This window comes from Tenacibaculum holothuriorum, assembly GCF_002120225.1.
In the GTDB taxonomy this organism is placed as follows: Bacteria; Bacteroidota; Bacteroidia; order Flavobacteriales; family Flavobacteriaceae; genus Polaribacter; species Polaribacter holothuriorum.
Window position 1 is genome coordinate 182,175 of sequence record NZ_LAPZ01000003.1, and the last position, 14,894, is coordinate 197,068.

13 protein-coding genes are annotated in these 14,894 nt (G+C 31.6%); 3 read left to right on the top strand and 10 right to left on the bottom strand.

The window, feature by feature from the left end:
- Window positions 1-5: 5 nt before the first annotated feature.
- From WH52_RS06075 to WH52_RS06100, 6 genes are all read right to left on the bottom strand, one after another.
- Window positions 6-683, bottom strand: coding sequence for a metal-dependent hydrolase (locus WH52_RS06075; protein WP_086030054.1), 678 nt, complete (start codon window positions 681-683; stop codon window positions 6-8).
- A gap of 27 nt (window positions 684-710) precedes the next feature.
- Window positions 711-1,646 (bottom strand): 1,4-dihydroxy-2-naphthoate octaprenyltransferase, encoded by a 936-nt coding sequence (gene menA / locus WH52_RS06080; protein ID WP_086030055.1) that lies wholly within the window; start codon window positions 1,644-1,646, stop codon window positions 711-713.
- A gap of 76 nt (window positions 1,647-1,722) precedes the next feature.
- Window positions 1,723-2,502: a (Fe-S)-binding protein gene (locus WH52_RS06085; RefSeq protein WP_086030056.1), complete on the bottom strand. Its 780-nt coding sequence runs from the start codon at window positions 2,500-2,502 to the stop codon at window positions 1,723-1,725.
- An 89-nt stretch (window positions 2,503-2,591) separates the two neighbouring features.
- The gene (locus WH52_RS06090; protein WP_086030057.1) at window positions 2,592-3,908 is read right to left on the bottom strand and encodes a (Fe-S)-binding protein; all 1,317 of its coding nucleotides are present in this window, start codon (window positions 3,906-3,908) and stop codon (window positions 2,592-2,594) included.
- Between the two features lie 94 nt (window positions 3,909-4,002).
- Entirely contained in the window at window positions 4,003-4,965 is a 963-nt protein-coding gene (locus tag WH52_RS06095) for an MlaD family protein (RefSeq protein ID WP_086030058.1), read from the bottom strand.
- A gap of 66 nt (window positions 4,966-5,031) precedes the next feature.
- Window positions 5,032-6,273 carry an N-acetylmuramoyl-L-alanine amidase family protein gene (locus tag WH52_RS06100; RefSeq protein ID WP_086030059.1) on the bottom strand — a complete coding sequence of 414 codons (1,242 nt, stop codon included), beginning with the start codon at window positions 6,271-6,273 and terminating at the stop codon, window positions 5,032-5,034.
- A 91-nt stretch (window positions 6,274-6,364) separates the two neighbouring features.
- Here WH52_RS06100 and WH52_RS06105 point away from each other — a divergent pair, with 91 nt between their 5' ends.
- The 3 genes from WH52_RS06105 (at window position 6,365) to WH52_RS06115 (ending at window position 11,077) form a co-directional block, all read left to right on the top strand.
- The gene (locus tag WH52_RS06105) at window positions 6,365-9,079 is read left to right on the top strand and encodes a putative LPS assembly protein LptD (protein ID WP_198938390.1); all 2,715 of its coding nucleotides are present in this window, start codon (window positions 6,365-6,367) and stop codon (window positions 9,077-9,079) included.
- A 33-nt stretch (window positions 9,080-9,112) separates the two neighbouring features.
- A complete protein-coding gene (locus WH52_RS06110) occupies window positions 9,113-9,493 on the top strand; it encodes a Rid family detoxifying hydrolase (protein ID WP_086030060.1) in 381 nt (126 codons plus the stop codon).
- A 96-nt stretch (window positions 9,494-9,589) separates the two neighbouring features.
- Window positions 9,590-11,077 carry a T9SS type A sorting domain-containing protein gene (locus WH52_RS06115; RefSeq protein WP_086030061.1) on the top strand — a complete coding sequence of 496 codons (1,488 nt, stop codon included), beginning with the start codon at window positions 9,590-9,592 and terminating at the stop codon, window positions 11,075-11,077.
- A gap of 169 nt (window positions 11,078-11,246) precedes the next feature.
- Here WH52_RS06115 and WH52_RS06120 read toward each other — a convergent pair whose 3' ends face one another.
- The 4 genes from WH52_RS06120 to pfkA form a co-directional block, all read right to left on the bottom strand.
- Window positions 11,247-11,609: a methylglyoxal synthase gene (locus WH52_RS06120; RefSeq protein WP_086030062.1), complete on the bottom strand. Its 363-nt coding sequence runs from the start codon at window positions 11,607-11,609 to the stop codon at window positions 11,247-11,249.
- Window positions 11,610-11,671: 62 nt separating this feature from the next.
- On the bottom strand, window positions 11,672-12,664 hold the full coding sequence (gene gap, locus WH52_RS06125) for a type I glyceraldehyde-3-phosphate dehydrogenase (RefSeq protein WP_086030319.1): 993 nt from the start codon (window positions 12,662-12,664) through the stop codon (window positions 11,672-11,674).
- 149 nt (window positions 12,665-12,813) lie between these two features.
- Window positions 12,814-13,806, bottom strand: coding sequence for a type I glyceraldehyde-3-phosphate dehydrogenase (gene gap, locus WH52_RS06130; protein ID WP_086030063.1), 993 nt, complete (start codon window positions 13,804-13,806; stop codon window positions 12,814-12,816).
- A gap of 21 nt (window positions 13,807-13,827) precedes the next feature.
- Window positions 13,828-14,811, bottom strand: a complete 984-nt coding sequence (pfkA, locus tag WH52_RS06135) for a 6-phosphofructokinase (protein WP_086030064.1) — start codon at window positions 14,809-14,811, stop codon at window positions 13,828-13,830.
- Window positions 14,812-14,894: the final 83 nt, after the last annotated feature.

Genomic DNA, 14,894 nt, shown 5'->3' on the forward strand with positions numbered 1-14,894 from the left:
CTATATTATATAGTTATTGAACTTCCTATTTCTAAAATTGTTAATTCTTTGTTCTTTTCTAAAAATTGTTTTTGAGCTTCTTCTGTATCAATCTCTATTGGAGGGAATGTATTGAAGTGACAACCAATTACTTTATTACATTCTACTAAATCTGATGCAATAATAGCATCTTCAACTCCCATTGTAAAATTATCTCCTATTGGTAAAATTGAAGCTGTTAATTTAGTAGTCATTGGTATTAGTTTCATATCCATTGTTACCGCAGTATCTCCAGAAATATACAATGATTTATCGCCTGCTGTAATTACAAATCCACCCGGTTGCCCTCCATAAGAACCATCTGCAAAAGATGACGTATGAATTGCATTTACATATTTAGCTGAAAAAGTTTCAGTTTTAAAAGTACCTCCATGATTTACAGGATGTCCTTTTAAGCTCTTAGCTCCATAATACATTACTATTTCATAATTAGAAACTATAGTTGCTCCTGTTCTTTCTGCAATAGTTTCAACATCTAATACATGATCTTGGTGTGCATGCGTTACTAATATATAATCGGCTTTAATATCGTTAATATTAATATTTGATGCTAATGGGTTTCCCGTTATAAAAGGGTCTACAATAATTGATGTTCCGTTTATATCAATTCCAAAACATGCATGACCGTAAAAAGTTATCTTCATTTTTTGTTTAGTTGTTAGTTTATAAAATTACAAAACGTTCCCTAATCCGAAAAGAATGGAAAACAAAAACGTACTCAACGCTACTTTTTTCAATTCTCCATCTAACTGAGCCTCTTCTTTATTTTTTGCAACAAAAATTAAGTGTTTGACAATTGGTAAATACGCAATTACAAATAAAAATTGTTGTGGAGAATGATAGTTAATTACTGTATATAAAAAAGCACATAAAAAAGAAACGATTATCAATGCAAAGTGATAATATTTTGCCAACAATGCTCCCATTTTAACCACTAAAGTATTTTTACCTGACTTCTCATCATTTACTCTATCTCTCATGTTATTTAGGTTTAATACTGCTGTACTTAACAACCCGATAGTGATTGCTGGTAAAAAAATTAACAGATTTAACGATTTGGTATACAAAAAGTAGGTCCCTACCACAGCAAGTAAACCGAAAAAAAGGAAAACAAATACATCTCCAAATCCACTATAACCATACGCTGATTTTCCTACTGTATATTTAATTGCTGCTATTATGGATGCAATTCCTAATCCGAAAAACAGTAAAGAATACCCAAAGTTTTCTTTTCCAAAAGAAACATAAATAAGTAACACCGCTACAATTAAAGTAAGCATGGTTGTAATTACCATAGCCAATTTCATTTGCTTTGGAGAAATAGCTCCTGAGGATACCATACGCGCTTCTCCTTCTCTATTATCATCAGTTCCTTTTACTCCATCTCCATAGTCGTTTGCGAAGTTTGATAGTACTTGAAAACCTATAGTTGTTAAGATTGCTAACAGGAAAATCCAATAATTTTTTTCAGAATTCACAAAAGGAGTATACAGTCCTTCAATATTAATAACATTTGAGAAATCAGCTAAAAAACTTCCGACAATAATTCCTGAAACTGATAACGGTAAGGTTCTTAAACGGGCAGCTTTTATAAAATTTTTAATCATTTTTAAAATGAGATAATGTCTTAAAATGAGATTCCCGCTTTCGCGGGAATGACAAGTGTATTACTATTTTAAATTGTTATAAGCTATTAGCTTCTGCAATAAGTTCGGCAATATCTTTAACAACAATTTGATCTTCTTTTAGATGGAACTTAACACCATCTGTCATCATTGTATTACAATACGGACAACCCGTTGCAATAATTTGAGGATTGGTTTCTAAAGCATCTTTTGTTCTTAAGATGTTAATATCCATATCTCCTCTTTCTGGTTCTTTAAACATTTGTGCTCCACCAGCGCCACAACATAAAGCTGTAGATCGAGAACGCTTCATTTCGGTAGATTTAACTCCTAATTGATTAATTAAATCGCGAGGAGTTTCGTATACATTGTTCGCTCTACCTAAATAACAAGGGTCGTGATACGTTAATCGCTTACCTTTTAAGTTTTCTCCTTCTATATTTAAGCGACCATCTTTAATTAACTTACTAATGTATTGCGTGTGGTGATACACTTTATACTTACCTCCTAATCCTGGATATTCATTTTTTAAGGTGTTAAATGAATGCGGATCGCAAGTAACAATTGTTTTTACTTCGTAAGCATTAAGTATTTCAATATTAGTCATTGCTTGCATTTGGAACAAGAACTCATTTCCTGCTCTTTTTGCAGCATCTCCTGTTGAACTTTCTTCAGTTCCTAAAACTGCAAAATCTACATTTGCTTGTTGTAATATTTTAACAAAAGCACGTGTTATTTTCTTTGCTCTATCGTCATAACTTCCTGCTGCACCAACCCAAAACAACACTTCTGGTTGTTTTCCTTGAGCCATCATATCTGCCATTGTAGGTACGTTCATATCTCTAAGTTTTGAGTTTTTCAGTCTTTAGTTTTAGAGTTTGGAATTTTAAATAACTCTTAATTAAAAACTTCTAATTAAAAATTATTTTATTCGTCTTTCCAGTTTAATCTATCCATCTGGCTATACTGCCATGGTGCACCATTATTTTCGATGTTTGTCATCATCATATTCAACTCTTGTGGTGCTGAAGATTCTTCCATTACTAAATAACGACGCATTTCCATAATAATAGATAGTGGATCGATACCAATAGGACATTCTTGTACACAAGCATTACAACTTGTACAAGCCCATAACTCTTCACGAGTAATATAATCGTCTAATAATTGCTTACCGTCTGGTTTAAATTCACCTCCGTTAGCATCAATATTTTTCCCTACTTCCTCTACTCTATCACGAGTTTTCATCATAATAGCACGAGGAGATAATTCTTTTCCTGTTAAGTTTGCTGGACAAGATGAAGTACAACGTCCACACTCTGTACATGTGTAAGCATTCATTAACTGAACCCAGTTTAAATCAGTAACATCTGATGCACCAAATTTTTCAGGTTCTCCTTCGTCTTCTCCTTCTTCTGGCATTGCATACGGATCTGCATTCGGATCCATCATCATTTGAACCTCTTTGGTTACAGCTTCAACATTTGTAAACTGGCCCTTAGGTTTTAAATTAGCATAAAACGTATTTGGAAATGCTAATAAGATGTGTAAATGCTTAGAATAATATAGGTAGTTTAAGAAAATTAATATTCCAACTATATGTAACCACCAAGCTCCTTTTTCGATAACATGTAATTCTTCAGCAGAAAAACCACTAAACCAAGGTGCTATAAATTGTGAAATTACATTACCTGCTCCTGCTTCTTGAAAAGGAACGTCGGTTGCGTTCATTATTAAGAATAACGACATTAATACCATTTCGAAGTATAGAATGATATTACCATCGTTCTTTGGCCACCCTTGCATTTCTTTATTCCAGAAACGTTTTACCTTTTCGATATTACGACGTAGCCAGAAAATAATAACAGCCACTAAAACTAGTAGTGCCATTACTTCGAAAGAACCAATTAAGAAACCATATAATCCGTTTCCTATTAATGGTTGAAATACCCTATGTGTTCCGAATAATCCATCGATTACTATTTCTAGCATTTCGATATTAATAAGAAGGAAACCTACATAAACTACGATGTGTAAAATTCCTGACAATGGTCTTCTAACCATTTTATATTGCCCAAGAGCAATTTTTGCCATATTTTTCCATCGTTCGTTTTTTCGATCACTTCGATCTACATCTTTTCCTAGCTTAATATTTCTAATAAGCTTTCTTACATTCATAGCAAAATATCCTCCTCCTGCAATTAATATAACTGCAAACAAGATATTAGGTAGAAATTTTTCCATTACTTTAAATTAAAGGTTACTAAATTCTTCTTATAAATTGATTTCTTCTTTTTTATAGGGTTATGATGAATTTTAGTTGTTGTTTGATTTTAGTTTAGTTGCTTTTGTTTTCTTTATTATTCTCTTCATTATAAGGTTTTGCTTTTTTACCGAATAATGAAAAATGAACAAATCGTTTAGGGTTTAATTTCATTTCGCGCAATAGTTCTTCTAATTCTTTAGATGCATTGGTTAAATTGGTATACATTTTATCGTCTACCACCAACTTACCTAAAGTACCTTTACCACTATTTACTCCTGAAATTAATGTATTTACATTGGTTAATGTAGTTTCTAACTTTTTAACTGTTTCTCCTAAGTTAGCTTTTGCTAAATCTTCTGAAACTTTTGAGAAATTATCTGTGATTTTTTTAGCATTATTTAGAGTAGCATCTAAATTACCTTTATTATCAGCTAATAATTTATTTACTGAAGATAATGTTTTTCTAACATCTCCAATCGTTCCTTCTAAACCTAAGATACTTCTATTTAAGCTTTTTCTAGATTTTTGATTTAAAACTTGATTTAATCCTAATAATAAAGAATCAGCTCCTACTAACACACTTTGAAGTTTTATTGATAAAGGATCAATCTTATCTCCTAACGAAGCTAATAAACCAGCTTCTTCAATTCCTTTTAAATAATCTCCAGAAACTGCATTTTCCCCTTCGTAACTTGGTTCAATTGCTAAATTAGTTCCTCCCAACGGATTTGGAGAATGTAACTTTACCAAACTATTTTTTGAAAATTTAAAATCGCTATCCATAGAAAACTTTACTAATAAGTTTCCTCTTTCTTCTGGCGTAGTAATAAAATTAATAGAGTTTACTTTACCTACTTTAAGACCATTAATGGTTACAATACTTGCTTCGTTTAAACCATTAATATTTTTATATTTAACAAAGAAACTTCTCGAGCTTGGACTAAATAAATCTTGTCCTTTTAAAAAATTATATCCCCATATAAAAAGGGCTATAATAGCTACGGAAATGATTCCTGTTTTTAATTCTTTAGACATAAAACAAAATTATTACGAGCGAAAATACTAATAATTTTGTAAGAAATTACCTAGAACTTATCTAAATTACTGGCTTTTTAAAGCTTCTTTTATTGATATCTTTTTTCCGTCTTTAAAGGCAACTACAAAAGCCTCTTTATGTCCTAATTTTCTAGTATCTCTTAGTACATTTTTAATCCATTGAAAATTAGCAGATTTACCAGAATAGTATTTGTAATATCCATCAATTCTTTTCATTTCAGGGTTTTTCACACCTCTAAAATTAAAGTTTTTTGATGTTAATTTTTTGGTAGCTGCAGCAATTTGAACTCTAAACCAAACTCCTTTTTCTGTTGGTTCTTTTACAACAGGTTTCTTTTTAGGTGTTACTTTAATAGCTCTACTGTTTTTAGCCACAGTAGTTTTTTTAGGTGTTTTTTTTACAGTTTTAGGTTCTGCTTTTTTCGTTATTACTTTCTTTATAGGCTTATTATTACTTACTGGTGCTGTAGTTACTATTGTTCCAGTTCCCACAAAATTAAGCTTTAGCTGCTTTACATATTTCACAATAGCTTTTGCAATAGCTTTTGCCATTTTTAGCTGTCCACTTCTTGAATTTAAGAACCTTCCTTCTGCTTTGTTTGTTAAAAAACCTAGTTCTACTAAAACACTAGGCATTACGGTTTCTCTAAGCACTAAAAAATTATCTTGTTTTACCTTTCTATCAAACCTTCTTAAACTCGAAAAATTGGTTTGAATTAATGCAGCAATACCTAAACTATTATCTAAATTTTCTTCCTGAAGAAGCGATAATCCAATTAATGATTCTGGTGAATTAGGGTCATAATCGTAATTCTTTTCATAATCCTTCTCATATAAAATTGATGCATTCTCTCTTTTTGCAATCTCTAAGTTTTTGCTATTCCCTCTTAAACCAAGAACAAAAGTTCCTGCTCCATGCGCTCTTTCTTTTGAATATGAATCACAGTGAATCGATACGAATAAATCAGCTTTATTACTATTCGCAATTTTAGCTCTGTTATGTAATTCCACAAAAACATCTGTTTTTCTTGTGTAAATCACATTAATATCATTTACTGTAGAAAGTTCTTTACCTACAGCCAAAGCTACTTTTAATGCAATCTTTTTCTCTTTATAACCATTACCTAAGTTTCCTGGATCTTTACCTCCATGACCTGCATCTAACACAACGGTGTATTTTTTTTGAGAAAAAATTAAAGTCGGACTAGAGAAAAAAACAAACAATAATAACAGAGAAAAGATGTTTATTTTACTAAAATTATATTTGGGGAATTTTAAGAACTGCATCAATAAATTTTAACTAATTTTGACTTTTTATATTTGGCGTTTCAAATATTAAGCCATACTTTTAATTAACACAAAAATAGCATTTATAGTATTGCAAACAAATTCGTATTACATACTTTTATTACTCTCCTTTTTTTGTATTCAATTTACTAATGCTCAAGAATTTGGTAAAAAGGAAAAAATTAACTTAAACGTAGCTAAAAAAGACACCAATAGTATCAAAAAAGACTCAGTTATAACGGTCTTAAAAGATAGTATTATAAAAGTTAAAAATGATACTATTAAAACCGATTCTATAAAAAAATCTAAAGAAGTTATTGATGGAATCATAACTCACGATGCTGAAGACTACACAATTCAAAACGCTAAGGACAAAACGGTTACTCTTTACAACAAAGCCCAAGTAACCTATACAGATATTGATTTAAAAGCTGGTATTATAATACTTGATTATAAAAACAACACTGTTTACGCCAAAGGGATTAAAGACAGTTTAGGCTATCATCAAAGACCCGTTTTTAAACAAGGCGGACAAGAATCGGAGCAAGATTCAATTTTATTTAATTTTAAGACTAAAAAAGCGTTGGTATATGGTGTTAAAACCGATCAAGATGGAATTATTACTTACGGTGAAAAAACCAAACGTGTAAATGATTCTACTATTTACATGCGCAAACTAAGGTTTACTACTTCTAAGAAAGATAATCCTGATTATTATATCGCTACCAACAAAGCAAAATTAGTTCCTGGTAAAAAGATTATCGTAGGAGGAAGTAATTTAGTTTTAGCAGATGTACCAACACCAGTTTATTTACCTTTTGCTTATTTTCCACTAACAGATAAAAGAACATCTGGTTTTATTATTCCGTCTTGGGGAGATAGTAATTCTCAAGGTTTTTTCTTACAAAATGGAGGGTATTATTTTGCGCTTAGTGATTATTTTGACCTAACCGTTTTAGGTGATATTTACACTAATGGAAGTTGGGGGCTTAGAGGAGATTCTAACTACCGTGTTCGCTATAAGTTTAGTGGAAATTTTAGTATTCGTTTTGAAAATATTATTCAAAGTATTAAAGGATTGAGTGATTTTAGTAGAGCCACTAACTTTAATATTGCTTGGAGACATAGTCAAGATAGTAAAGCAAGTCCTAATTCACGTTTTTCTGCTTCTGTAAATTTAGGAAGTAGTCGATTTTTTAGAGAATCTTTAAACGAAACTAACGGGTCTCAATTTTTAACAAATACATTGAGTTCCTCTATATCCTATTATAAGAACTTTGTTGGAACTCCATTCAATATGAATGTTTCTGCAACACATTCTCAAAATACAAACACTAGAGTTATTAATATGACTCTGCCATCTTTACAATTAAATATGGATAGAATTTATCCATTTACAGGTAAAAATGGAGTGAAAAAAAATCCAATTCAGAAAATTGGTGTTAATTATAGTATGCAAGCTGACAATAGAATCACCACTACAGATGATGAGTTTTTCACTTCGAAAATGTTTAAAAATGCTCGAGTAGGTTTTCAACATAATGTTAGTGCTAACACCAATATTAAAGCTTTTAAGTACTTTACATTATCACCAAGTATTAATTACAAAGATGTTTGGTATTTAAAATCTATAAGTAAACGTTTTGATAATACTATTAAAAATAACGAAGGACTAGAAGTCGGAGGAACAGTAACCGATACTATTAGCGGTTTTAATCGTTTTAATGAATATAATTTAGGAGTATCTTTATCTACCAATATTTATGGTACATTTAACTTTAAAAAAGGACGACTAAAAGCGATAAGACACACTATTAGACCGTCTATTTCTTATGGTTATAGACCCGATTTTGCTCAACAACACCTTAGAACTGTTCAAAGCTCTTCTATACCAATTGCTTTCGAAACATACACTCCTTTTGATAATGGTATTTACGGTGGTCCTAGTAGCGGTTTATCTAACTCTATCGGTATTTCTGTAAACAATGTTTTAGAAGCGAAAGTAGCTCCTAAAGATCCAGATAGTGATGAAGAGGATAAAAAAATAACCATTTTAAACAACCTTAACTTTAGTACCAGTTATAATATTGCTGCAGATAGTTTACGATGGAGCCCTGTAAGTGTTTCTGCAGGAACTCGCTTATTTAAAGATAAACTAGCCTTAAATGCCAATGCTTCTTTAGATCCATATCAAGTAAATTCTGAAGGACAACGAATTGATAAGTTTAATCCTGGTCTTTTCAGATTAACAAATCTAGGTGTTACTGCCAACTACTCATTATCTAGTAAAGATTTTGAAAAAGATAAAGACGATAACAAAAAACAAAATCAAGAAGGAAACGGCGCTCAAAACACTCCTGACGTTTTTGGAAATGATTTCCCAACTACAAACAATTTTGCTGGAAACCCAAGAAACCGTCAAAACAATCAAGAAGAAACCACTAAAGAAACTAAATTATATAGAGCCAACATACCTTGGACACTTAATTTAGTCTATGCTATGAATTATTCTAATCCAAATGGATTAGGAGGTAGTGTTACCAATAATTCATTAATGTTTAGTGGAGATGTAGAATTATCTCCTAAATGGAAAGTAGGTTTTTCTTCTGGTTATGACATCAAAGAAAATGCCTTTACCTATACACGTTTAAACTTTTCGAGAGACTTAGACAGTTGGCGTTTTAATTTTAGTTGGACTCCTTTCGGTACAAACTCATCATATTACTTCTTTATTGGAGTAAAATCATCTGTACTTAGTGATTTAAAGTGGGATAAAAATAAACCACCAGACAGAAGATTATTCTAAACCAACATATAAACAACTAACTAAAAATAAATTATGAAAAAAATCATAACGACGACAAAAGCACCAGCTCCAATTGGACCTTATAATCAAGCGGTTTTAAGTGGAAATACACTATACACTTCAGGTCAAATTGCTATTAATCCAGCAACTGGTGAATTAGTTCTAGATACTATTGAAGCAGAAACTAAACAAGTAATGGAAAACATGAAAGAAGTGTTAGCTACTGCTGAAATGACTTTTGAAAATGTTGTAAAGACTTCTATTTTTATTTCTGATATGCATAATTTTTCTAAAATAAATTCGGTGTATGCTCAGTACTTCGATGAGGCTACTGCACCTGCAAGAGAAACGGTAGAAGTTGCTAACCTACCAAAGTTTGTAAATGTAGAAATTAGCATGATTGCTATTAAGTAATTTTAAAATTTAACTTAATTCTAAAAGTTTAAAAAATTAACTTCGCTAACGGTGGCTATAAGTTGTTAAAGCGACGCATAGTCAAAAATTAACATAATGAGAAAAAAATATATTGTTTTATTTTATTTAATAACTTTAATAAGTTCTATTTCTTTTTCGCAAAACCAAATAGGGAATGATATAGATGGTAAAATCCCAGGTGCAAGCTTTGGTTTACCTGTAAGCTTAAATGCTGATGGTACCATTATTGCTGTTGGTGCTCATTCTATTTCTGGAGATTCTACATACAAAGGTAAAGTTACTATTTACCAGTATCAAAGTGGAGAATGGTTACAATTAGGTAATGATATAAATGGCCAATCATCGGATGCAGGCTTCGGTTCTTCAATTAGTTTAAACAGTAATGGTGATATATTAGCCATTAGTTGTTACTCTATTAATAATAATGGAACATTCATAGGTCAAGTAAAAATCTATCAATATAAAAACAATGACTGGATACAATTAGGTACCGATATTAGTGTTGAAGACGGTAATGTGAATAGTTTTGCTCCTTCAGTAAGTATTAATTCTGATGGAAACATTATAGCTATTGGTGATTCAGATGCCAATGTTAATGGTTTAGTTACTGGTGTTCTTAGAGTTTATAAATACCAAGATACAGATTGGATTCAATTAGGTGAAGATATAAATGGAGAAACAAATGGTGATAGCTTTGGATACTCAGTGAGTTTGAGTAGCAGCGGTTATATTATTGCCATTGGAGCAGTAAACAACTCTGATAATGGTTATAGCTCTGGTCATGTTAGGGTTTATAAGTATGAAAATGATAGTTGGATACAATTAGGTAATGATATTGATGGAGAATCCCAAGGCGATCAATCAGGAAATTCTATAAGTTTAAATAGTAATGGTAGTGTTGTAGCTATAGGTGCAGAGTCTAATAACGATTATTCTGGTCATGTGAGAGTTTTTCAATTCCAAAGTAATAACTGGGTACAATTAGGTAACGATATTGATGGAGAATCACTAGGCGACCAATTAGGAAGTTCTGTGAAACTAAACAGTAATGGTAATATTTTAGTAGTTGGGGCTAAATCAAGTGATGGCAATGGAGAAAATTCTGGTCATGTAAGAGCTTATAAGTATGAAAATGGAAATTGGTTGAAGATAGGAAATAACATAAATGGTGAAGCAGCCTATGACAGTTCTGGTAGATCAATAAGCATTAGTTCTGATGGTAGTATAATTGCAATTGGTGCTGGTGGAAATGATGATAATGGAACAAATTCTGGTCATGTCAGAATATTTGATTTTAGCGAGGTCCTAAGTGTCAATAATTATTTGTCATTTAATACTTCATTATACCCTAATCCTGCAAAAGATAAAGTTTATATCGATTTACAATTTTATCAAAAAACAGATTTAGATAATTTACATCTTTATGACATCTTAGGTAAGCATATTTTTTCTATAAAAAAAACCAGTTCAGTAGATGTCTCTAATTTGAAAGCTGGAATATACTTTCTATCTATTGAAACTTCTTTTGGGAAAATTAATAAGCGTTTAATAGTTATAGATTAAAAATTAATAGTTAAATACAGCACAATAATGTTTGCCTACAAAGTATAAACCTTATAGTCAGCAATTATTTGCTAACTTTATGCTAAACCAAACGTAACAAGACTTATACAGAGGCGTTAACAAAACTTTAAAAAAAAAGAAAACCGAAACACAAGTTTCGGTTTTCTTTTTATATCGCTTTAATTAATAATTCTGCAGTTGCAGGATTTGTTGCTAACGGTACATCATGAACATCACACAAACGTAGTAGCATAGAAATATCTGGTTCATGCGGATGTTTTTCATGTGGATCTCTAAAAAACAATACCATATTACATTTTCCTTCTGCTACTCTACTTGCTATTTGTGCATCACCTCCATAAGGTCCAGATAGATATTTTGTTACAGTAAATCCAGCTTTTTCTGCTTTAGCTCCCGTTGTGCCTGTGGAAATTAACTGAATATTTTTTTGATGTAGTATTTCTTTATGTTCATTTAAAAACTGAACCATTTCAGCTTTTTTACCATCGTGTGCTATAATTGCTATTTCCATATTTTTAAAAATAAAAAATTCCCGCCTTTAAGCGGGAATACAATTTACAAAATTGTTTGATTTTATAATGATGCTGAATATTCTAATAAATCAACAATCTTAGTTGCATAACCAAATTCGTTATCATACCAAGAAATTACTTTAAAGAAATTCTCATTTAATTCTAAACTTGCATCAGCATCAATCACTGAAGTCCTTGTTTCAGACACAAAATCTTGTGATACAACTTCATCCTCAGTATAGCCAATAATTCCTTTAAAATTAGTTTCAGAAGCTTCTTTTAAAGTCGCTAAAATATCTTTTAAAGACGTAGCCTTTTCAGTTTTAAATGTTAAATCTACTAAAGAAACATCTGCCACAGGAACCCTTACTGCCATTCCTGTTAATTTTCCTGTCATTTCTGGAATCACTTTCGTTACTGCTTTTGCTGCTCCTGTAGAAGTTGGAATGATATTATTGACTACCGAACGTCCACGTCGCCATTTTTTATTAGGCCCATCAACAGTATTTTGTGTCGAAGTAGCTGCATGTACTGTGGTCATTAATCCTTCTGTTAAACCGTAATTATCGTTGATAACTTTTACTAACGGCGCTAAGCAATTCGTAGTACAAGAAGCGTTAGAAATAATGGTTTCATCAGCAGTCATTTCTGTATGGTTTACTCCCATTACATACATTTTTGCATCTTTAGACGGTGCTGAAATAATTACTTTTTTTGCTCCTCCTTTAATATGCAACTCTGCTTTTTCTTTAACTGTAAAAAAACCTGTAGATTCAATTACATATTCCGCCTCGACTTCATCCCATTTTAAGTTTTCAGGATTTCTGTCAGCAGTAACACGAATAGTTTTTCCGTTTACTACTAAATTTCCTTCTTTAACTTCAACATCCCCATCAAAACGACCGTGAACAGAATCGTATTTTAATAAGTAGGCTAAATAATCTACATCTAATAAATCATTAATTCCTACAATTTCTATATTATCTCTATTGATTGCTGAACGGAAAGCTAATCTACCGATTCTACCAAATCCGTTTATTCCTATTTTAATCATTTTACTGTGTATTTCTGTAAGTTTCACTTACAATTTTTACTTGTATATCTCCTTTATTAAAAAAGGACTACAAATATAAAACTTATCACAATAAAAAAACCTGATAATTATCAAAAACTATCAGGTTTATACTTTATTTAAGAATTCTTTTACAATGAAGCAGAATACTCTAGTAAATCAACAATTTTAGTTGCATATCCAAACTCATTATCATACCAAGAAACTATTTTAAAGAAATTACTGTTTAACTCTAAACTTGCATCAGCATCTATAATTGATGTTCTAGCATCTGACACAAAATCTTGAGATACTACTTTATCTTCAGTATACCCTAAAATTCCTTTTAATTCACCTTCTGAAGCTTCTTTTAAAACTTTCATTATTTCCTCTTTAGAAGTAGCCTTTTCAGTCTTAAACGTTAAATCTACTAAAGAAACATCAGCTACAGGGACTCTGACTGCCATACCAGTTAGCTTTCCTTCTAAAGCAGGAATTACTTTTGTTACTGCTTTTGCAGCTCCTGTTGATGCAGGAATTAAATTGTTTAATACTGAACGTCCACGACGCCAATCTTTATTAGGACTATCTACCACTCCTTGACCAGAAGTTGCAGCGTGTACAGTAGTCATTAACCCTTCTACTACTCCAAAATTATCATTAATAACTTTAGTCATAGGCGCTAAACAGTTCGTTGTACAAGAAGCATTTGACATTACAGTTTCATCAGCAGTCATTTCAGTGTGATTTACTCCCATTACAAACATTTTAGCATCTTTAGATGGTGCCGAAATAAACACTTTCTTAGCGCCTCCTTTAATATGTAGACCAGCGGCTTCTTTGGTTAAGAAAAAACCTGTTGATTCTATTACATACTCTGCACCTACTTCATTCCATTTTAAGTTTTCTGGATTTCTTTCTGCTGTTACACGAATTGTTTTTCCATTGACTACTAATTGTCCATCTTTAACTTCTACATCTCCATTAAAACGTCCATGAACAGAATCATGTTTTAGTAAATATGCTAAATAATCAACTTCTAATAAATCGTTTATTGCAACTACTTCAACATTATCTCTTGTCATTGCTGCTCTAAAAGCGATTCTTCCTATTCTACCAAATCCGTTTATTCCTATTTTAATCATATTTACTATTTAAATTTACTTTTAAGTTGTCATGATATCAGATACTCTTAACAACTCTCTATTAATATCATTTTGCCCTTTTATGGCTTTTTCTAAATCTATGGTTTGAATTTCATTATTCTGAAGACCAACCATTAAGTTTGTTTTTCCATCGATAAGCAACTCAACGGCTTTTACTCCCATTCTACTGGCTAAAACTCTGTCGAAACAAGAAGGTGTTCCTCCACGTTGCATATGTCCTAAAACAGAAACTCTAACTTCATAATCTTCTAAATTTTCTTCAACATAATCCGCAAGTTCAAAAACATTTCTACCTGTTTTATCTCCCTCTGAAACCACAACAATACTCGATGATTTCCCTGCTCTTCTACTTTTCTTTAAAGATTCCAACAACCTATCTAACCCTAAATCTTCCTCAGGAATTAAAATCTCTTCTGCACCAGCTCCTACCCCAGCATTTAATGCTATAAACCCCGCATCACGTCCCATAACTTCAACAAAAAACAATCTGTTATGAGATGACGCTGTATCTCTAATTTTATCAATAGCGTCTACTGCTGTATTTAAAGCTGTGTCATACCCTAAAGTGTGCGTAGTCCCAAAAATGTCGTTATCTATAGTTCCTGGAATTCCGATGATTGGAAAATTGTATTCTTTATTAAACACAACTCCTCCTGTAAAAGAACCATCTCCCCCAATTACCACTAATGCATCTATATTATTTTCCTTAAGATTTTCGTAGGCTTTTTTTCGACCTTCTTTAGTTCTAAAATCTTTAGACCTAGCAGATTTTAAAATAGTACCTCCTTTATGTACAATGTTATTCACACTTCTTGCAGTTAGCGGAATCATATCTCCTTCAATCATTCCTTGATAACCTCTATAAATACCCACACACTCGGTTCTATAATAAGCACATGCTCTTACTACAGAACGGATTGCTGCATTCATCCCTGGTGAATCTCCACCAGAGGTCATAACTGCTATTTTTTTTATTTTTCTCATAAAATTCAGTTTCAAAATTACTTAAATATACTACTTCTTTAAAAAAAATCTGCGAAATCGTTTTCGGTTTTTAGGTTAACAAA

Coding starts and splice junctions, on each gene's coding strand:
- gap (WP_086030319.1), bottom strand. CDS start 12,664: ATGATTAAAATAGGAATAAACGGATTTGGTAGAATCGGTAGATTAGCT.
- WH52_RS06095 (WP_086030058.1), bottom strand. CDS start 4,965: ATGTCTAAAGAATTAAAAACAGGAATCATTTCCGTAGCTATTATAGCC.
- WH52_RS06075 (WP_086030054.1), bottom strand. CDS start 683: ATGAAGATAACTTTTTACGGTCATGCATGTTTTGGAATTGATATAAAC.
- gap (WP_086030063.1), bottom strand. CDS start 13,806: ATGATTAAAATAGGAATAAACGGATTTGGTAGAATAGGAAGAATCGCT.
- WH52_RS06115 (WP_086030061.1), top strand. CDS start 9,590: ATGAGAAAAAAATATATTGTTTTATTTTATTTAATAACTTTAATAAGT.
- WH52_RS06085 (WP_086030056.1), bottom strand. CDS start 2,502: ATGAACGTACCTACAATGGCAGATATGATGGCTCAAGGAAAACAACCA.
- WH52_RS06100 (WP_086030059.1), bottom strand. CDS start 6,273: ATGCAGTTCTTAAAATTCCCCAAATATAATTTTAGTAAAATAAACATC.
- WH52_RS06110 (WP_086030060.1), top strand. CDS start 9,113: ATGAAAAAAATCATAACGACGACAAAAGCACCAGCTCCAATTGGACCT.
- pfkA (WP_086030064.1), bottom strand. CDS start 14,811: ATGAGAAAAATAAAAAAAATAGCAGTTATGACCTCTGGTGGAGATTCA.
- WH52_RS06120 (WP_086030062.1), bottom strand. CDS start 11,609: ATGGAAATAGCAATTATAGCACACGATGGTAAAAAAGCTGAAATGGTT.
- WH52_RS06090 (WP_086030057.1), bottom strand. CDS start 3,908: ATGGAAAAATTTCTACCTAATATCTTGTTTGCAGTTATATTAATTGCA.
- menA (WP_086030055.1), bottom strand. CDS start 1,646: ATGATTAAAAATTTTATAAAAGCTGCCCGTTTAAGAACCTTACCGTTA.